The sequence below is a fragment of the Thainema salinarum CENA647 genome (assembly GCF_057732415.1).
In genome coordinates this window covers 2806283-2826353 of sequence record NZ_JBYJZJ010000022.1, presented here as the reverse complement: position 1 = coordinate 2826353, position 20071 = coordinate 2806283, and the positions used below count along the sequence as shown (strand labels likewise).

Sequence of the window (20071 nt, the reverse complement as noted above, 5' to 3'; positions counted from 1 at the left end):
AAGCGTGAAACTAGCAGTTTATGGCAAAGGCGGTATCGGCAAATCCACGACAAGCTGCAATATCTCCGTCGCCCTCGCCCGTCGAGGCAAAAAGGTCTTGCAAATTGGCTGTGACCCCAAGCACGACAGCACGTTTACCCTGACCGGATTTTTGATTCCCACCATCATCGATACTCTGCAAGAGAAGGACTACCACTATGAGGATGTCTGGCCAGAGGACGTCATCTATAAAGGCTACGGCGGCGTGGATTGCGTTGAAGCAGGCGGTCCGCCGGCGGGGGCAGGCTGCGGCGGCTACGTGGTGGGTGAGACGGTCAAACTGCTGAAAGAGCTGAATGCGTTTGATGAATACGATGTCATCCTGTTCGACGTACTGGGCGATGTAGTCTGCGGCGGCTTTGCGGCTCCCCTGAACTATGCAGACTACTGCATGATCGTTACCGATAACGGCTTTGACGCGCTGTTTGCGGCCAATCGGATTGCGGCATCGGTACGGGAAAAAGCACGGACGCATCCTCTACGTTTAGCGGGTCTAATTGGCAATCGCACCTCCAAGCGGGATCTGATCGATAAGTACATTGAAGCGGTGCCGATGCCCGTGCTGGAAATTTTGCCGCTGATTGAAGATATTCGGATTTCGCGCGTAAAAGGCAAGACCATCTTTGAAATGGCGGAAACCGATCCGATGCTGGAGCCTGTGGCGCAGTATTACCTGAATATTGCCGACCAGATTTTGGCCAATCCGGAAGGCGTGGTGCCCAATGACTCGCCCGATCGCGACCTGTTTGCTTTGCTATCTGACTTCTATCTCAATCCGCCTGCGGATGCGCCCCAGCAGCAGGCTGAGGTGGAAGATTTGATGATGGTCTAAGAAATCTTTACGCGATCGCACTTGGGATGGCGATTGGGTTGCGAAAGTTTGCAGTATCATGCTGTACGTCATCGAGCCGATAGACTCGTAAGTTAAATTTCGCAACCGGAAAGAAGCAGATTATGGCATTCTTCGAGAATTTCACCACCGTTATTCGCGATAAGTGGCTGGACTACGTGCAAGCGAATCGTGGCTGGCTCACTCTCCAGATGAATAACACCTCTGTTCGCACCCCCGATGGGGGTCGCCGTCCCTCCTCCTATCTCATCCTGGGCGTGGTCAATGCCCTAGAGCCAAAGCTCGGTAACCTGATGGTGCCGTTCTACAAGCTCAATTCGGATGAGGATGCCCTCGTCGATGTCCTGGGCCTAAACTTTGACCCGGAAATGGTGCTGGATGGCGGCAATGTGCGACCCACGATTGACGCCACCAGCGAATCCTCTTCACCGATGTTGCCGGATGCTGAATCTGACATGTAAGTCACGGTTAATGCACTTGTATCTGAGTTAGTTGCCGGATTTAGAATTCATCCTCACAATCTCTTATGGAGATATTTGCGATCGCAAAGGGCAACACCGTGAAGATTGAACGACTGCGTCGGAACCTAAAGCGTAAATGGCTCAACTACTACCGCGAAAATCGGTCTTGGTTGGTCAAGCTTGGGATCTGGGTGAGCTACGACGGCTATCGCCGTCCGTCCTCTAGCTTCATTCTGGCGACGGTCTCGGTACTGGAACCCCAACTGGCGGAGCTTTTCCCGCTCATTGTTGAACTGAGCCACGATCCCGATCAGGTTGTTGAGGCGTTGGGATTAGACTTTGATCCCGATGAGCTGTTGAACACTCACCAGACCAATGGGCAGATCAACGGGCAAGAGGTCAAAATGCTGCCCAGTGGAGCCGTACCAGAAGTCGCTTACGCAGACGTTCAAAACAGGGTTCAAAGTCAGAAGAATGTCCAGGACTGGGAAGTTTCGGCAGTCGCCATGTCCACTTCCCCCCGCGATGATGACTCCTGCCAAGGCGTCCATCGCCAAGGAAAATCCGAGCCAGGAGGATATCCGCGATCGCAGGATTTCTGCGACTAGAACGCTCTATAAAACATAACCCTGTGTAAGGGCGGGTTTAGCCGACACGTTGAACATTCAAACCAAAACGATTTCACAAAACCCGCCCCTACCCACGTTCCTACCCTTCTTCACAACTACTGAACACTCCTATCAAAATCACTATGACCCTTGCGAATCCCCAACCCCAACTAGAGTTTGAGTGCGACACTGGCAACTACCATACCTTTTGCCCGATTAGCTGCGTTGCTTGGCTCTACCAAAAAATTGAAGATAGCTTCTTCTTAGTAATCGGCACCAAAACCTGCGGCTATTTTCTGCAAAATGCGATGGGCGTGATGATTTTCGCAGAACCTCGCTATGCAATGGCCGAACTGGAAGAAGGCGACATCTCCGCCCAGTTGAACGACTACGAAGAACTGAAGCGGCTGTGTGAGCAAATTAAACGCGATCGCAACCCCAGCGTGATTGTCTGGATCGGCACCTGCACCACCGAAATCATCAAGATGGACTTGGAAGGACTCGCGCCGAAGCTAGAAGCTGAAATCGGCATTCCCATCGTGGTTGCACGGGCCAACGGTCTCGACTACGCCTTCACCCAAGGGGAAGATACCGTTCTTGCAGCAATGGCGCACCGCTGCCCCAGCGAAACTCCGGTTCAGGAAGAAGAGAAAGAAGAGCGCGGTGGCATCACCAAGCTGCTCAACTTTGGCCGCAAGAAGGAAGACGTGGCGGCTGAGGAAAGCGAGTACAAAGACCATCCACCGCTGGTGCTGTTTGGTTCTGTACCTGACCCAATCGTCACCCAGATGACCCTGGAGCTGAAAAAGCAGGGCATTAAAGTATCTGGCTGGCTACCCGCCAAGCGCTATACAGAACTGCCTGTGATTGGCGAGGGTTACTATGCGGCTGGCATGAACCCCTTCCTGTCGCGCACGGCTACGACCCTGATGCGTCGCCGCAAGTGTAAGGTGATTGGCGCACCGTTCCCGATTGGGCCCGACGGCACCCGCGCCTGGATTGAGAAAATCTGCTCGGTTTTTGAGATCGAACCCCAGGGTTTAGAAGAGCGGGAGCAAAAGATTTGGGAGTCACTCGAAGATTACGTTTCTCTGATTCGCGGCAAGTCGGTCTTCTTCATGGGCGACAACCTGCTGGAAATTTCACTGGCTCGTTTCCTCGTCCGCTGCGGCATGACCGTGCCCGAAATTGGTATTCCCTACATGGATAAGCGCTATCAAGGTGCAGAGCTTCAGTTCCTAGAGCAAACCTGCCACGAGATGGGCGTGCCGCTACCGAAGATTATCGAGAAGCCGGATAACTATAACCAGCTCCAGCGCATCAAGGAGATGCAGCCAGATCTGGTAATCACAGGTATGGCCCATGCCAATCCGCTAGAGGCTCGTGGTATCAGCACCAAGTGGTCGGTGGAGTTTACCTTCGCCCAAATCCACGGCTTCACCAATGCCCGCGACATTTTGGAACTGGTGACTCGTCCCCTGCGCCGCAACAACAACCTGAAGGAACTCGGTTGGGACAAGCTGGTGAAGGAAGAAGCCAAGGTTTAGAGCCTGCTACCTCAGATTCTATAAGTTTCGCTGAGACTATCTTTTGATGCGTGTGCCCCTGCTTCGGCAGGGGTTTTTTGATACTATTTTTTGATGCTGAGTTGCGATTGCACCTGTTGCACCTGTCGCACCTGTCGCCATCTTGTCCCATTCTCCATCAATGAGCGAGGCATTACTGATGCCACCATGCTGTCACATTTCACCAATAGTATAAAAATGGCTGCTCCGTAGAATTTATCCAGCAAGACCTTCAAGCAATAAAATTCTATAAATGCAGCCGCCAACTTGGCATTTTTGAAAAAATGCTGATTTTATCTACACAATAATAGACAGACTTTATCAATAGACTAATCAATATTTTGTTTTCGATAATTGGCCAATAGTTTTATTATGACTTTCATATTTGTTTCATATAAATCTACCTTGAGCTAGTTTTCTCCACCTAGTTTTCATACACCCGTTTTGCACTAGTTTATATGGTGATTTCAAGGTGCGATTGCACCTTGCAACCCACTCAAAACGTTGACGAGTCAGGCATTCCAGTAGCTGCCTGAATACCGTCGTCGCAGGTGCTGATGGAGCTAAGAGCAAGGGCAGTTCACCCAGCTATAGGCTAGATGGCTTTTGGGAAACAGTAGCAAAATTTATGAACATTGCAGCTTGGCTATACTGCTTGCATCAAAGATTACTTTTCAGAAAAACCGATCATTAATAATCAAAGCAGTAATTTAATCTCTGTGGGTCTAATTCCCCGTGGCTTGCCACGTTAGTGGTAGCGCGGGAGTGCGTCCCGAAGGGCAAATTCCGTAATGCCCCGTCCGCTTGCGGCGGGGATAGGAATTTGAGCGCCCCGCGAGATTTACTCCGGGAAAATAATTTTCTATAAAATCGTGATTATTTATTGTCGAAGGGAATCCTGATAAAGACGCTGGATTGCCGGAGGTGATAGATGAAAAGGTGGATTAGCTATTTGAAACAGATTGACGGTAGAGCAATTGCTGGATTATTGATGCCTATTGGCCTGAGTCTAGTTTGGGGAACTGCTGCAAATGCTCAAGTCGTGTCCGATGGCACACTGTCCACCACCGTTTCCCGCTCAGGCGGTAACTTTACCATCACCAATGGCAACCGAGTTGGCAATAACCTATTTCACAGCTTCAGCCAGTTCTCTGTCCCGACGGGTGGGGCGGCCTTCTTCAACAATGCTGCCGATGTACAAACCATCTTCAGCCGGGTGACGGGGGGCAGCGTCTCAAATATTGATGGCTTGATTCAAACAAATGGCAATGCTGACCTGTTTTTGCTCAACCCGTCCGGCATTCTCTTCGGCCCCAATTCACGCTTGAATATCGGTGGCTCCTTTATCGCCAGCACGGCAGATAGCATTTTGTTTGAAGATGGTACTCAGTTTAGTGCGACTGAGCCAACTGCTTCGCCATTGCTGACTGTGAGTGTTCCACTGGGATTACAACTGGGAGCCAATGCGGGGCCAATCCAAGTCCAAGGTACACCCACCAACAATTTCTTTTTCCGTCCCCCAACATGGTCGATGAAACCGAATCAAACGCTGGCCTTGATTGGGGGACAAGTGGATATCAATAGTGCCGCTATTTATGTACCCGATGGTCATGTGGAATTGTGGGCAATGCAGAATGGCACTGTAAACATGCCGACCTCTGGGAAGTGGCAGTTGGCTCGTTCATCAACCCTGCCAACTTGGGGCACTGTCACCTTGCAGGATTCCTCCTATATCAATACCAATGGTGCTACGGGGGGACTGATTAACATCCGGGGGCGCGGATTGACTCTGCAAGATGGCTCACATATTGAATCATCGACGGGTGCTAATGGTCGTGGTCAGGGTATTCATGTTCAGACCACAGAATTTGTGGATTTGTTGGGCATTTCTGATCCGGCGAATTACACATCTTCGGGGTTAGCAACCAGTGTGACTGGCAGTGGAGCGACGGCTGGAAATATCACAGTTGATACGCAACGATTGCGCCTTAGCAATAGCGCCTGGATCAGTTCCCTCAACTATGGCTTTGACTTTTTTACCTTTGCGCCAATTAATAATGCCAGCACTGGCAATATTACAATTCGGGCTGCGGATGTGGAAGTGAATGGTGAAGCACCCTTTCCTAATCCATTTACAGGAACTTTTGTCGCGGGTGCAATTACAACGCTAGTTGCCGGGGGGCAACAGAATGACAGCGGTGCCATTACTGTTAATGCTGAGCGGGTAAGCCTGCTAGACGGAGGCCGCATTAGCACCGATTTATTAGGTTCGTTTGATTTCTTCACCGGACAGCCAATTATTGCAACGGGTACGGCAGGGAATATCTCTGTGACAGCAACCGAGAGGCTAGATATTCGCGGCACAACTTCAGCCAATTTCAATAGCGCCATTATTAGTTCGATTCAAACCTTAGCGGAGGGTCAAGGGGGCGATATCACAATTAAGGCTGGGCAACTCAACCTTGCTGCGGGTGGAACGATCTCTAGTGCGATTTCTGGTAGTCCAAATGCTGCGATCGCAGGTCGAGGCATAGCCGGAAATGTCACCATTCGAGCCACCGACGTACAAGTCAGTGATCCCGTAGTTGATTTTTACAGCCAGGGTGCTAGCGGCATCACAGTGTCTGTGGGGCAAAACGCTATCGGAGCGGGTGGCAATATTAATTTGGCTGCGAGTCGTTTGCGAGTCTTTGACGGAGGACAGATCACCTCGTCAAGCGAAGGCGACGGGCCAGCCGGAAGCGTCACCCTCCGGGTCAGTGATATTGACGTACAAGGAATTTCCCGATCTCAGGTGAATGGTCAGTTCTTACCCAGTACTATCACTGCCTCCTCAGCTAGTGCCTTTGAGGCCGGATCGGTCAATATCAGAGCTAATCGCTTACAGGTGAGAGACGGGGCCGAAGTGACCGTTAGTAACTCTGACACAGGCGATGCGGGTAACCTCAACGTCTGGGCTCGCAATGTTTTTCTCGATAATGGCGGTAGCTTACAAGCTGAAGTCAATGGTGGTGGGCAGGGAAATATTCGACTTCACATTGATGACTTACTCGTGCTGCGAAACGGCAGCAACATCACCACCAATGCTCAAGGAGCGTCCACCGGGGGCAACATCTCTATCGATGCTGGATTTGTAATAGCGGTAGCCAATGAGAACAGCGACATCATCGCCAATGCTATTGAAGGCAATGGCGGTAACATCGACATCACCACTCAAGGTATCTTTGGCCTAGAGTTTCGGGATGAACTAACGCCTGAAAGTGATATTACGGCTAGTTCCCAGTTCGGCGTCAGCGGCACGGTTCAGATCACCACCATTAACACCGACCCTAGTTCCGGCGTGATTGAACTGCCTGAGAATGTGGCAGACCCATCACAGCAAATCGCCACAGGTTGTGAGGAAACACAGGGTAGCCAGTTTGTCGCTACCGGACGCGGCGGCGTACCCCAGAATCCGGCTCAGCAGGTCAACCGCGATCGCACTTGGGAGGATGTCCGCGATCTCTCTGCTTATCGACAGTCGGAGAACGCTGAGTCTCTAGCCCCGACGACTGTATCTAATCTGATTGAAACCACAAGCTGGCGTCGCAACGCCAACGGTCAGGTTGAACTGATTGCTGAGCAATCAGCTATCCAGCACTCAACTTTTGCCACCTGTAGCGGATCAGCAATGAGCGAGCGTTTCTTCAGTCACCGTGCAGAAACAGAAATAGAAACAGCAGCAATGACGAGTAAAACTAATTGGTGATTAGCAATTATTCATGACCAAAGGGAACCATAAATCAAAGCTTTATCTTGCCAGGATTTATGAGAAGGTGGATGATCTGTCTCAAAAAAATGCTTATCAGAACAATCGTGGAATTGTGGATACCTGTTGGTCTGAGTTTAGCTTGGGGAGTTTCTGCAAACGCTCAAGTAACACCTGATGGCACTCTATCCACCACTGTTTCTCATACAGGCAGCAGCTTTACCATCAACAACGGCAGCCGAGTTGGCAATCATTTATTCCACAGCTTCAGCCAATTTTCTGTGCCCACCAATGGAGCAGCTATCTTCAACAATGCTACCGATGTGCAAACTATTTTCAGTCGAGTGACAGGAGGCCGTGTTTCCAATATTGATGGTTTAATTCAAACCAATGGTAATGCCGACCTGTTTCTGCTCAATCCATCTGGAATTTTATTCGGCCCCAACGTCAGCTTGAATATCGGTGGCTCTTTTATTACAAGTACCGCCGATAGTATTTTGTTTGAGGACGGTACAGAGTTTGAGACAACTGGCCAAAGTCATCCAGCCTTGTTGACCATTAGTACGCCAATCGGTTTACAGATGGGAAATCAACCTGCACCCATTACCGTTCAAGGCACTGGGCACACCCTCACAACATCCACGGGTATCAGTCCGCTCGTTCGCATGCCAGGCTCTAGTGAACTTCGTGTCCAGCCTGGTCACACTCTTGCCTTAGTGGGTGGGGAGCTAAGTTTGCAAGGTGCGACACTAACTGCTGGGCAAGGCAATATTGAGCTTGGCAGCTTAGGCAGTGCAGGCTTAGTTAGGCTAACGCCAATCCCTGGCGGGTATCGTTTGGGCTACGATTCTGCTCAACAGTTTGACGATATTCAATTAGCTCAACAGTCACTCCTTAATGTCAGCGGTATAAACGCAGGCTCTGTAAGACTTCAGGGACGACAAATTCAGTTTACCGATGGGTCGCTGATTTGGAGCCAAAACTTGGGTGCCTTACCTGGTGGCATGATTCACTTACAGGCATCCGAAGGTATTAACATTGTTGGTACAACTGCGGACGCCACAATTCGTAGCGGCATCCGCAATGAATCTCTTGCGACAGGCATTGGATCCGCAACTGAAATTATCACGCCGCGCTTGAGTTTGTTGCAAGGAGCAGGGATTAATAACAATGCTTTTGGAACAGGCTCTAGCGGTGATATTAAAGTCAATGCTGCCATTGTTGAGATTTCGGGTTCTTCCCCCATTAACCCCAGTGGCGTAACGTCTTTAACGACAAATACTCGTGGTTCTCAACCTGCAGGTGACATCTATATTACAGGTGAGCGGTTGCTGGTTTCAGGAGGTGGTGCTTTGTCCTCGATTACATTTGGTGCAGGGGCTGGTGGGCAGGTCACCATTCGTAATCGTGAAACGACTGTAGTAGGAGATAACTTTGGCGGTCTTTACAGCAATATCAGTGGTATCACATTCGGTACTGGCGATGCGGGCAGGGTCGCGTTAGAGACTGGACGATTACGCATACTCGACGGTGGTGCGATCGCAACTACATCTTGGCTTGTGGGCCAGGGAGGCGATCTAGACATCAATGCCACAGAATCCGTTCTTATCAGTGGGCAAGGCCAAAGGAATAACAGCAGCATCAATTCAGCCGTCATTCGGCCAGATCCGCTAATTCGGCTGCTCTTTGGCCTGCCTGATGTTCTAACAGCTGATGCTGGCAGCATCAATGTAACAACACCGAGCTTAGTGATAACGGACGGTGGAACAATCAGCGTCACTAATCGGGGTAGTGGTGATGGAGGGATGCTTGCGATCTCAACTGATCTTCTTTACCTCGATCGCCAGAGCAGCATTCAAGCTCAGACCACCTCAGGAGAAGGTGGAAACATCAACCTCCAAGCTCAAAATGGGCTAATTATACGGAATGGGAGTTTGATTAACGCCACTGCAGGCGGCGCAGGTAATGGCGGCAATATCACTATTGATGCGCCAGTAATTGTAGGACTAGAAAATAGTGACATTATTGCCAATGCTGTTGAAGGTAACGGCGGGAACATCGATATCACAACTCAAGGCATCTTTGGTTTAGAGTTTCGCGACCAACTGACTCCTGAAAATGACATCACGGCTAGCTCTCAGTTTGGGATAAGCGGCACGGTTCAAATCAGCTCCATCGATACTGATCCGAGTTCTGGTGTGATTGAACTGCCTGCCAACGTGGTAGACTCATCACAGCAAATCGCCACAGGTTGTGCAGAAACTCAAGGTAGTCAATTTGTCGCGACTGGACGCGGCGGTGTTCCCCAGAATCCTACCCAGCAGATAAACCGCGATCGCACTTGGGAAGATGTTCGTGACTTATCGGCTTATCGGCAGTCAGACAATGCTGAACCGCCAGCCTCGGCTGCCACGCCTAATCTCGTTGAAACCACAAGTTGGCGTCGCAATGTCAATGGTCAAGTTGAGCTGATTGCTGAGCAATCGGCTGTGCCGCAGTCGGCTTTTGCCACCTGTAGCGGTCTAGCTAATAGTTCGGCAGTAAACGGTTATTCTCCCAGGGACAGCACAGTGACTGAGACAGCAGCCATGACGAGCCAAGTCAGTTGGTGATTGGGAAGAATAAATCCGATTTTCCATCTAACTCTCAATGTTTTATCACCGTAATTAGCAATTATTCGCTGTTCAAGGGAAATATAAATCAAAGTTGTGTCTTACCAGGGTTAGATTGATGAACAGATGGATGAGTTGTTTCGAAAAGATACATGTTGAAACGGTTGCAGGATTATTAATACCTGTTGGACTGAGTTTGGTTTGTGGATCTCCCGCAAATGCTCAAGTAACGCCTGACGGCACGCTGTCCACCACCGTTTCTCGCACAGGCAATAGCTTTACGATCAACAACGGCAGTCGAGTTGGCAATAATTTATTCCATAGCTTTAGTCAATTTTCTGTGCCCACCAATGGAGCAGCTATCTTCAATAATGCTGCCGATGTGCAAACCATTTTCAGCCGAGTCACAGGAGGCAGTGCTTCCAATATTGATGGCCTCATTCAAACCAATGGCAATGCAAATTTATTTCTGCTAAATTCAGCCGGAATTCTTTTTGGCCCCAATGCCAGATTAGATATTAGCGGTTCTTTTGTTGCTAGCACCGCAAGCAGTGTTCTATTCAACGATGGTGTTCAGTGGAGCACGACCGATACGACTACGCCTCCATTATTGACTGTTAGTGTTCCATTAGGATTACAACTGGGCTCGAATGCAGGTTCAATTCAAGTCGAAGGGCCACCAGTACTAAATTCGTTTATTCCTCGTCCTCCAACCCTGTCTGTCCCATCAGGAGAAACATTGGCCTTAGTGGGTGGACAAATTGATATCGATAACGCAACTTTGACGGCTCCAGACGGGCAGATCGAACTATGGGCGGTGCAAGACGCTGAGGTGGCGTTTAACAGCGGCCTCCGTAATTGGCGCTTGGCCAGTGAGATTGACATGGCGGATTGGGGTACAGTTTCGCTACGACAAGCTTCGTTGGTGAATGCAAGTGGCACCAATGGTGGAGCCATCAACATCCGGGGATTAGGCTTGACAGTGCAAGATGGCTCAAATATTAGTTCGAATACCTTAGCGGGTCGAGGTCGAGGCATTACCGTTCAAACGACAGACTTTGTTGACCTGCTAGGAGCTTCACAGCCAAATCAATTTTTCCCTGGTATTGGAACGTCTGTTGGTAGCGTGTTTAGCCCTTTGGCCATCGGTCGTGCTGGAAATGTAACCGTCGAAACTGAAAACTTGCGCTTGCGTAATGGAGCAGGACTTTTTTCCTCTTCGTCTGGTAACAATTCTCGAACAGGAGATATTTTTGTTCAGGCTTCAAATGTTGAATTAATTGGATCGAATCCCTTCTTGGAAACACCAACTAGTATTACCACTACTCTCTTCAGTGGCGCAAACAACGAAAGTGGCAACATTACTATTGAGGCTGATCATATTCGTGTGCAAGATGGAGGACTGATCAGTACATCTTTGCTGGCCTTTAGCCCTCTATTTCCTACGGTTGGAAGATCGGGTGATATTTCGATCCGAGCAACCGAAAGCTTTGAAATTGCGGGATCGACACCCGGCAATGTGCTATCTGGGGTATCTACAGGCATCCAACCTTTTGCACAAGGGCAGGCTGGAAATATCACGATCGATGCTGGACGGCTACAAATTTCTGATGGTGGATCTATTCGGAGTAGCTTAGCCGGAACAGGGCAAGCTGGAAACATCTCCATCCAAGCAACGGAGATAGCTGTCAGTGAGCCGAAACTCGATGGTACTAGTAATTTACCGGGTGGCATTACTGTTGCTGTAGGGAATAACGCAGTCGGCCCAGGTGGCAACATCAGTCTAACGGCTGATCGGCTCTATGTCTTTGATGGTGGCCAGATTACATCTTCTAGCTTGGGGCAAGGAACCGCTGGAAGCGTCAATCTCCGAGTCAGAGATATCGATGTGCGCGGCATTTCCCCATCTCAAGTGAATGACCAATTTTTACCCAGTGCGATAACAGCCTCTTCAACGGGTGCCTTTAATGCAGGCTCGGTCAATATCAGAGCTGATCGCTTGCAGGTACGTGATGGAGCCGAAGTAACGGTTAGCAACTCTGGCACAGGCGATGCAGGTAACCTCAACGTTTGGGCACGCAATATCTTTCTCGACAACGGTGGTAGCCTACAAGCGGAAGTCAACGGTGGTGGGCAGGGCAATATCCGACTCTACGTTGATGACTTACTCGTGTTGCGACACGGCAGTAGTATCACCACTAATGCTCAAGGAGCTTCCACCGGAGGCAACATCAGCATTGATGCTGGATTTGTGGTGGCGGTGGCCGATGAAAACAGCGATATCATCGCCAATGCGGTTGAAGGCAACGGGGGAAACATCGATATCACGACTCAGGGCATCTTTGGTCTAGAGTTTCGTGACCAACTGACACCGGAAAGTGACATCACCGCCAGTTCGCAGTTTGGCGTCAGCGGTACAGTTCAGATCACCACCATTAATACTGATCCGAGTTCTGGTGTGATCGAGCTACCCGAAGATGTAGCAGACCCATCGCAGCAAATCGCCACAGGCTGTACGGAAACGCAAGGCAGTCAGTTTATCGCCACTGGACGCGGTGGTGTGCCGCAGAATCCGACCCAGCAGGTAAACCGCGATCGCACTTGGGAAGATGTCCGCGATCTCTCTGCTTACCGACAGTCTAGCAGCCCTGAACCGCCAGCCCCGGCGACCGTATCTAATTTGATTGAAACCACAAGCTGGCGTCGCAACACCAACGGTCAGGTTGAACTGATTGCTGAGCAATCAGCGATGCCGCAATCGGCTTTTGCCACCTGTAGCGGTTCAACGATGAACGGTCGTTTCCCTAGCCACAGCACAGTAACGGAGACAGCCATCATGACGAGCCAAGCCAGTTGGTGATTGGGAAGAATAAATCTGATTTTTATCTAATCCTCAATGTTTATCACCGTAACTAGCAATTATCCGTCATTCAAGGGAAATATAAATTAAAGTTGCGCCTTACCAGGGTTAGGTTGATGAAAAGATGGATGAGTTGTTTCGGCAAGACACATGTTGGGACAGTTGCGGGGTTATTGATACCTGTTGGACTGAATTTAATTTGGGGAGTTTCTGCAAACGCTCAAGTAACCTCTGATGGCACTTTATCCACAACTGTTTCTCGCACAGGCAGCAGCTTTACTATCAACAACGGCAGTCGAGTCGGCAATAATTTATTCCACAGCTTCAGCCAATTTTCTGTGCCCACCAATGGAGCAGCTATCTTCAATAATGCTGCCGATGTACAAACCATTTTCAGCCGAGTAACCGGGGGCAGTGCTTCCAATATTGATGGCCTCATTCAAACCAATGGCAGTGCAAATTTATTTCTGCTCAATTCAGCGGGCATTCTCTTTGGTCCCAATGCCCGTTTAGATATTAGCGGTTCGTTTGTTGCTAGTACCGCAAGCAGTGTCTTATTTGGCGATGGTGTTCAGTGGAGCACGACCGATACGGCTACGCCTCCATTGTTAACCGTTAGTGTTCCGGTAGGATTACAACTGGAGCCGAATGCAGGATCAATTCAAGTCGAAGGGCCACCAGTACTAAATTCGTTTATTCCTCGTCCTCCAACTCTGGCTGTCCCATCAGGAGAAACCTTGGCCTTAGTGGGGGGACAAATTGATATTGATAACGCAACCCTAACGGCTCCAGATGGGCAAATCGAACTGTGGGCTGTACAAGATGCTGAGGTGACGTTTAACAGTAGTCTCCGTAATTGGCGCTTGGCGAGTGAGATGGATCTAGCGAACTGGGATACAGTTTCGCTACGACAAACTTCGTTGGTAGATACGAGTGGAACCAATGGTGGAGCTATCAACATCCGGGGACTAGGCTTGACCGTGCAAGATGGATCGAACATTAGTTCAAGTACCTTAGCGGGTCGAGGCAGAGGCATTACCGTTCAAACGACAGACTTTGTTGACCTGCTCGGAGTTTCACAGCCAAATCAATTTTTTCCGGGTATTGGAACGTCTGTTGGTAGCGTGTTTAGCTCTTTGGCCATCGGTCGTGCTGGAAATGTAACCGTTGAGACCGAGAACTTGCGTTTGCGTAATGGAGCAGGACTTTCGTCCTCTTCGTCTGGAAACAATTCTCGAACAGGAGATATTTTTGTTCAGGCTTCAACTGTTGAATTAATTGGATCGAATCCCTTCTTGGAAACACCCACTAGCATTACCACTACCCTCTTCAGTGGCGCAAACAATGAAAGCGGCAATATTACTATTGAGTCCGATCGCATCCGTGTGCAAAATGGGGGACTGATCAGTACGTCTTTGCTAGCTTTTAGCCCTGTATTTCCTACAATTGGACGCTCGGGTGACATTTCGATCCGAGCAACTGAAAGCTTTGAAATTGCAGGATCTACACCTCGTGAGGTGCTATCTGGAGTATCTACAGGCATTCAACCTTTTGCAGAAGGGCAGGCTGGAAACATCACGATCGATGCTGGACGGCTACAAATCTCTGATGGTGGATCTATTCGGAGTAGCTTAGCAGGAACAGGGCAAGCCGGAAACATTTCTATTCGAGCAACGGAGATAGCCGTTAGTGAACCGAAACTTGATGGCACCAGCAATTTACCCGGTGGCATTACCGTTGCTGTAGGAAGTAATGCAGTCGGCCCAGGTGGCAGTATCAATCTAACGGCTGATCGGCTATATGTCTTTGATGGTGGCCAGATTACATCTTCCAGCTTAGGACAAGGAACCGCCGGAAGCGTCAGCCTCCGGGTCAGAGATATTGATGTGCGAGGCATTTCCCCGTCTCAAATAAATGGCCAGTTCCTACCCAGTGAAATCACAGCCTCCTCAGCTAGTGCCTTTGAGGCAGGCTCAGTCAATATCAGAGCCGATCGCTTACAGGTGAGAGACGGTGCTAAAGTAACCGTGAGCAATTTGGGGACTGGTGATGCCGGGAACCTCAACGTTTGGGCTCGCAACGTCTTCTTGGATAACGGTGGCAGTCTACAAGCTGAAGTTAACGGCGGTGGGCAAGGAAATATTCGACTTCACATTGATGACTTACTCGTGCTGCGAAACGGCAGCAACATCACCACCAATGCTCAAGGTGCGTCCACCGGAGGCAACATCGCTATCGATGCTGGATTTGTAATAGCAGTAGCCGATGAAAACAGTGACATCATCGCCAATGCTATTGAAGGCAATGGCGGTAACATCGACATCACCACTCAAGGTATCTTTGGCCTAGAGTTTCGCGACCAGTTGACACCGGAAAGTGATATTACGGCTAGTTCCCAGTTCGGCGTCAGCGGCACGGTTCAGATCACCACCATCAACACCGACCCTAGTTCTGGCGTGATTGAACTACCTGCTAACGTGACAGACCCGTCACAGCAAATTGCTACAGGCTGTGCAGAAACGCAAGGCAGTCAGTTCATTGCCACTGGACGCGGCGGCGTACCCCAGAATCCTACCCAGCAGGTCAACCGCGATCGCACTTGGGAAGATGTCCGCGATCTCTCTGCTTATCGACAGTCAGAGAACGCTGAGTCTCCAGCCCCGACGACTGTATCTAATCTGATTGAAACCACAAGCTGGCGTCGCAACATCAATGGTCAAATTGAGCTGATTGCTGAGCAATCAGCTATCCAGCACTCAGCTTTTGCCACCTGTAGCAGTCCAGCCATTAGGAGTGGCACATCCCAATCACAGCATAGTTATAGTGCAGCGACTGAAACAGCCACAATAACTCGCTAAATGAACTGGTGATTTGAATTCTCTTTGGTTTTCCCATTTTCCATTTTAAAGATGAACAGTTTTATTACTGAAGATGGTAATTATTCGCTAATGAGGGGAAATCTAGATCAAGAAATTGATCCTGGAGGCAAATCGATGGAGTGGTGGTTCAGTGATTGCCCAAAGAGACAAACAAATTGGCAATGTTTAAAGCCTAATTACATAACTGACCAGTAATCTGTAGCCGATTAACGTGGCTAACTGTCAAACTACCTGCATAAACTCCTATGATTTTGCGTTTTAAGCGATCGCCGCTCTTTTATCTAATCCTTAGTATTTTAAGCCTGAGTCTGTCCCTTGTTCTGCCAACAGCGCGAGTACTCTCGGCAACGCCCACGACTGCATCATTTAGTATTTCAGCAGTTAGCAATTTATCTGCCAACTCATCCCAATCTTTACTAGAACAAGGCCGTAGCCTTTATCGAGCCGGGCAATTTGGAGACGCAATTACTATCTGGCAGCAGGCCATTCAGCAGTATCAGAGTCAAGGCGATTCACTCAATCAGGCACTCGGCCTCAGCTATCTCTCGCTAGCTTATCAGGAGCTTTATCAGTGGGATGCGGCTCAACAGTCAATTGAGCAAAGCTTGGATCTGTTGCAAGCGGCTCAATCAACAGCAGATGCCATTTTGTGGGCGCAGGCTCTCAATACCCAGGCAAGCCTGCAGCTCAACACCGGCCAAGCCGAATTGGCGTTGGAAACCTGGCAGCAAGCGCAAACCTATTACGAACAAGCAGGGGATACCAGCGGTAGCTTAGGCAGCCAAATCAACCAGGCACAGGCATTACAGAGCTTGGGCTTCTATCGCCGCTCAAAGCAGCAACTCGAATCGCTGGCTCAGCAACTAGAGGCAATGCCTGATGCAGATATGAAAGTTAGCGGGTTGAGATCGCTAGGTTTATCTCTACAGATGATTGGTGATACAGTCGGCAGTCAGCAGGCATTGGAACAGAGTTTAGCGATCGCACAAGACATTGGTGCAACGGCACAACTGAGCTCCATCTGGTTGAATTTGGGCAAAACGTCTGCTGACTTAGGCGATCCCGATAGCGCGCTGTATTGCTTTGATCAGGCCGAGCAGGTCGCCGTCAATCCAGGTGAGCAGTTACAAGCTCGATTGGATCGATTCAAGCTGTTTCTGGACTATGACCTGCTGGATTTAGCGACACCGGAGGCCGCCACGATCCTTCAGCAGCTTCAGGCACTGCCACCGAATCATCTATCGCTCTATGCGGCGATCAACTTTACCGCTGCGATTAACCAGATCGAAAATCCGGCTCAAGTTCTGCCGCTGAGCAATTTGTCGCAGTTGATGGCTACGACTATTCAATCGGCCCAGCAGAGCCAGGATGCTCAAGCAGAAGCCTATGCGCTGTACCAGTTAGGTCAACTTTATAAGCGGTCTGAGCAGTGGGCAGACGCAAGACAGGTGACGCAGAAATCTCTCGATGTGGCTCGTCAGCTTCGAGCAGACCACATTATTTCTCAGTCAGCTTGGAGCTTGGGCCAAGTGTATCGCCAGGAAGGAAAGCGGACGGAAGCTATTAGCGCTTATACAGAAGCCGTCAATGCTTTAAAGGCTTTACGAACTGATTTAGCGTCCATTAATTCCGACGTTCAGTTTTCATTTCAGGAAAGTGTCGAGCCAGTCTATCGAGAACTAGTTGATTTGCTGCTTGATGGTCAGCCCAGTCAAACAGCTTTGTTAGAAGCCCGTGAATTGATTGAATCGCTTCAGGTGGCAGAACTAGATGATTTCTTCCACGAAGCCTGTTTAGATGAAACCCAGCGGGTTGAGATTGACCAAGTTGATCCGGCAGCAACCGTCATTTATCCGATTATTCTGCCAGATCGCTTAGCCGTCATCCTTTCTGCGGCTGGAAAACCGCTGCACTACTATGAAACACCTGTGTCACAGGTAGAAATTGAGCAAACGTTAGACACGTTGCTAATTGGCCTCAATCCAGTTTCAGATGCCAAAGAACGCGATCGCGCTTCTCAGCAAGTATACAACTGGTTAATTCAACCGGCGGAAGCAGAGCAAATTTTGACCGATACAAAAACATTGGTGTTTGTGTTAGATGGCCGCCTGCGTAATATTCCAATGGCGGCTCTATATGATGGCCAGAACTATTTGATTGAAAAATATGCTGTTGCCCTTTCGCCAGGTTTACAGCTAATGGCTGCTCAGTCCCTCCAACCGAATCAAATTGACGCGATTGTGGGTGGTATTAGTCAATCCCATGAAGGCTTTAGTGCCTTACCTGCTGTTGAATCCGAAGTGCAAGAAATTTCAGAGATGGTGCCAGCTTCAGTTTTAATGAATCACGAATTTACTATCGCTGCTCTGGCGAATCGCTTTAGAAATACAAATGCTAATGTGATTCACTTAGCGACTCATGGACAGTTTAGTTCTCGGCAAGAAGAAACCTTTCTCTTAACTTGGGATGGTCGAGTCAGCATTAAAGAACTATCGGAACTTCTAGAGAATCGCGGTAGTAAAGCCTCACAGCCGATTGAATTATTGGTTCTTAGTGCCTGTGATACTGCTACTGGCGATGATCGGGCAGTACTTGGCTTAGCTGGCTTAGCGGTCAAATCAGGCGCTCGCTCAACGGTGGCTGCGCTTTGGCCTGTAAAGGATCGAGCTGCTGCTCAACTGATGACTCGTTTTTATGATCAGCTGCAACAGCAAGGTATGACAAAAGCTGAAGCACTACGTCAAGCTCAAATGTATCTCATTCAGCAAACTGACTTTAAAGATCCTTTCTTTTGGTCTGCCTTTGTTTTAGTGGGTAACTGGTTATAGCATACAAAAGCCACAATGCAAGTTTGGATTCCTAATCAAATAGGAGCGATGAATCCGTGCTGAAATAGTTGCGATCGCAACAGGGACAAATTTGCCTAAACTCGATCAATAAATTTAGTTGATCAAGTTTAGGTTGGACAAATTCCTGTTTACTTAAAAAACATTGTTGTCGTTCGTTGATTTAGATCTCGTAAAAATACTCAGATTTGCGTAGTTTCTCTATGGTTCCGATGTGCGTAGTTGTCTATGTTACAAGTGTGTTCTCTGTTAATGATGTATCCGACAGCAAATCGTTGTTCTTAATCACTAATTTCAACCAATTTTGATTAGGAAATAATGAGGAACTACCTGTTCGGAAAGGTTTTAGCGTGATGGATGTAGAGCCATTTTTATCATCTGCTCTATTTGTAATCGCTAGAGTTTTGTCCACATTAACCTTATCCAGGTATCACGTCATGAAACGTCAACATCTGGCGAGTATGTTGAGCATTGTTGCTCTAATCGCGGGTGGTGTTTGTACCAGTGCTCAAGCTGTGACATTTACACCCCCAACCACCAATCGGGCTCCAAGTCAAGCGACTGGCGGAGCATCGCGCGGGAGTTTCTTTATCCCTCCAGCTGACCAGGGCGCTCCGAATCAAGCCACGGGTGGAGCCTCTCGTGGAGGCTTGTTTGTGCCTGCTGATGGTCAGCGGGCTCCTCGACAGGCAATGGGCGGAGCGTCACGCGGTGGTCTATTTACACCTGCCGATGGCCAACGTGCGCCCCAGCATGCGGCTGGTGGAGCGTCACGCGGCGATCTGTTCACGCCTGCTGATAGTCAGCGGGCTCCCCAACAGGCTGCTGGTGGGGCATCGCGTGTCGGCACCTACTATTTGAATCCATCAATGGTAGGGGCAGACGGCCCAGCCGCGATGATTGCGCTGACGCCTCAAAGCTACTACGGCACGACGGTGTCTGAGCGTCCCATGTTTCTGGTGTATCTGCCTGCATCCAATGCGGCGGAAGCCGTTTTTAGCCTGAAGGACGCAGCGGGCAATCTGCAATACCAGATGACGGTTCCGGTTGCCGGAGCTGTTGGTGTTGTGCCAATTCAATTGCCAGAAGATGCACCTGCCCTAGAAATTGGGGAAGACTATCAGTGGTTAGTTGCACTCAAGGTCGATGGGCAGTTGGGGCCGAGCACGCCCTATGTCGATGGCTGGATTCAGCGGATTCAACCGAATGACGAGCTGGCAACGGCTCTGCAAGAGGGAGATGCCCTAGAACAGGCAACGGCTCTGGGTCAAAACGGTGTGTGGTATGACTGCGTGGCAATTCTTGCTTCGCTTTATGCCACAGAGGCAGCGGATACGACCTTAACCCATCAGTGGGCAGAGCTACTGTCCTCGGTTGGATTAGAAGCAATTGAAACAGCTCCCGTTTTAGCTTCTGTTCAATAGATTGGCTTACTCACATCTTGCACCTTGCATTTTAAGAAACCGAACAGGTTATTTTGCCGCCGTGATGCGGCGGCAAAATAACCCTTCTGGGTTTGGTGCAAGATGTGCGCTCAGTAATGTCTAACGTCCAGTAGAAGTTGGTGAGTTATCCTTGCCAACTTCTTGGCCTAGCCCAACCC

The 20071-nt window shown here is 49.4% G+C and carries 10 protein-coding genes; all 10 read left to right on the top strand.

Going from position 1 to position 20071, the window contains the following annotated elements:
* The first annotated feature begins 4 nt into the window (after nt 1-4).
* The 10 genes from bchL (at nt 5) to AC286M_RS19195 (ending at nt 19892) form a co-directional block, all read left to right on the top strand.
* Entirely contained in the window at nt 5-871 is an 867-nt protein-coding gene (gene bchL / locus AC286M_RS19240) for a ferredoxin:protochlorophyllide reductase (ATP-dependent) iron-sulfur ATP-binding protein (protein WP_488205923.1), read from the top strand.
* A gap of 122 nt (nt 872-993) precedes the next feature.
* The gene (locus AC286M_RS19235; protein WP_488205922.1) at nt 994-1350 is read left to right on the top strand and encodes a DUF5331 domain-containing protein; all 357 of its coding nucleotides are present in this window, start codon (nt 994-996) and stop codon (nt 1348-1350) included.
* Between the two features lie 65 nt (nt 1351-1415).
* Nucleotides 1416-1958, top strand: a complete 543-nt coding sequence (locus AC286M_RS19230; RefSeq protein ID WP_488205921.1) for a DUF5331 domain-containing protein — start codon at nt 1416-1418, stop codon at nt 1956-1958.
* A gap of 143 nt (nt 1959-2101) precedes the next feature.
* Nucleotides 2102-3505, top strand: a complete 1404-nt coding sequence (locus AC286M_RS19225; protein ID WP_488205920.1) for a ferredoxin:protochlorophyllide reductase (ATP-dependent) subunit N — start codon at nt 2102-2104, stop codon at nt 3503-3505.
* A gap of 949 nt (nt 3506-4454) precedes the next feature.
* On the top strand, nt 4455-7271 hold the full coding sequence (locus AC286M_RS19220; RefSeq protein WP_488205919.1) for a two-partner secretion domain-containing protein: 2817 nt from the start codon (nt 4455-4457) through the stop codon (nt 7269-7271).
* Between the two features lie 107 nt (nt 7272-7378).
* Nucleotides 7379-9883, top strand: a complete 2505-nt coding sequence (locus tag AC286M_RS19215) for a two-partner secretion domain-containing protein (RefSeq protein ID WP_488205918.1) — start codon at nt 7379-7381, stop codon at nt 9881-9883.
* Between the two features lie 130 nt (nt 9884-10013).
* Complete coding sequence (locus AC286M_RS19210; protein ID WP_488205917.1) at nt 10014-12743, top strand: two-partner secretion domain-containing protein; 2730 nt, start codon at nt 10014-10016, stop codon at nt 12741-12743.
* Nucleotides 12744-12871: 128 nt separating this feature from the next.
* On the top strand, nt 12872-15601 hold the full coding sequence (locus tag AC286M_RS19205; protein ID WP_488205916.1) for a two-partner secretion domain-containing protein: 2730 nt from the start codon (nt 12872-12874) through the stop codon (nt 15599-15601).
* Nucleotides 15602-15867: 266 nt separating this feature from the next.
* Nucleotides 15868-18450: a CHAT domain-containing protein gene (locus AC286M_RS19200; RefSeq protein WP_488205915.1), complete on the top strand. Its 2583-nt coding sequence runs from the start codon at nt 15868-15870 to the stop codon at nt 18448-18450.
* Between the two features lie 455 nt (nt 18451-18905).
* Complete coding sequence (locus AC286M_RS19195) at nt 18906-19892, top strand: DUF928 domain-containing protein (RefSeq protein ID WP_488205914.1); 987 nt, start codon at nt 18906-18908, stop codon at nt 19890-19892.
* Nucleotides 19893-20071 lie beyond the last annotated feature (179 nt).

What these genes read in the sequence shown, in the direction of transcription:
- AC286M_RS19235 (WP_488205922.1), top strand. Translation starts at nt 994, where the DNA reads ATGGCATTCTTCGAGAATTTCACCACCGTTATTCGCGATAAGTGGCTG.
- AC286M_RS19210 (WP_488205917.1), top strand. Translation starts at nt 10,014, where the DNA reads ATGAGTTGTTTCGAAAAGATACATGTTGAAACGGTTGCAGGATTATTA.
- AC286M_RS19200 (WP_488205915.1), top strand. Translation starts at nt 15,868, where the DNA reads ATGATTTTGCGTTTTAAGCGATCGCCGCTCTTTTATCTAATCCTTAGT.
- AC286M_RS19230 (WP_488205921.1), top strand. Translation starts at nt 1,416, where the DNA reads ATGGAGATATTTGCGATCGCAAAGGGCAACACCGTGAAGATTGAACGA.
- AC286M_RS19225 (WP_488205920.1), top strand. Translation starts at nt 2,102, where the DNA reads ATGACCCTTGCGAATCCCCAACCCCAACTAGAGTTTGAGTGCGACACT.
- AC286M_RS19220 (WP_488205919.1), top strand. Translation starts at nt 4,455, where the DNA reads ATGAAAAGGTGGATTAGCTATTTGAAACAGATTGACGGTAGAGCAATT.
- AC286M_RS19205 (WP_488205916.1), top strand. Translation starts at nt 12,872, where the DNA reads ATGAGTTGTTTCGGCAAGACACATGTTGGGACAGTTGCGGGGTTATTG.
- AC286M_RS19195 (WP_488205914.1), top strand. Translation starts at nt 18,906, where the DNA reads ATGAAACGTCAACATCTGGCGAGTATGTTGAGCATTGTTGCTCTAATC.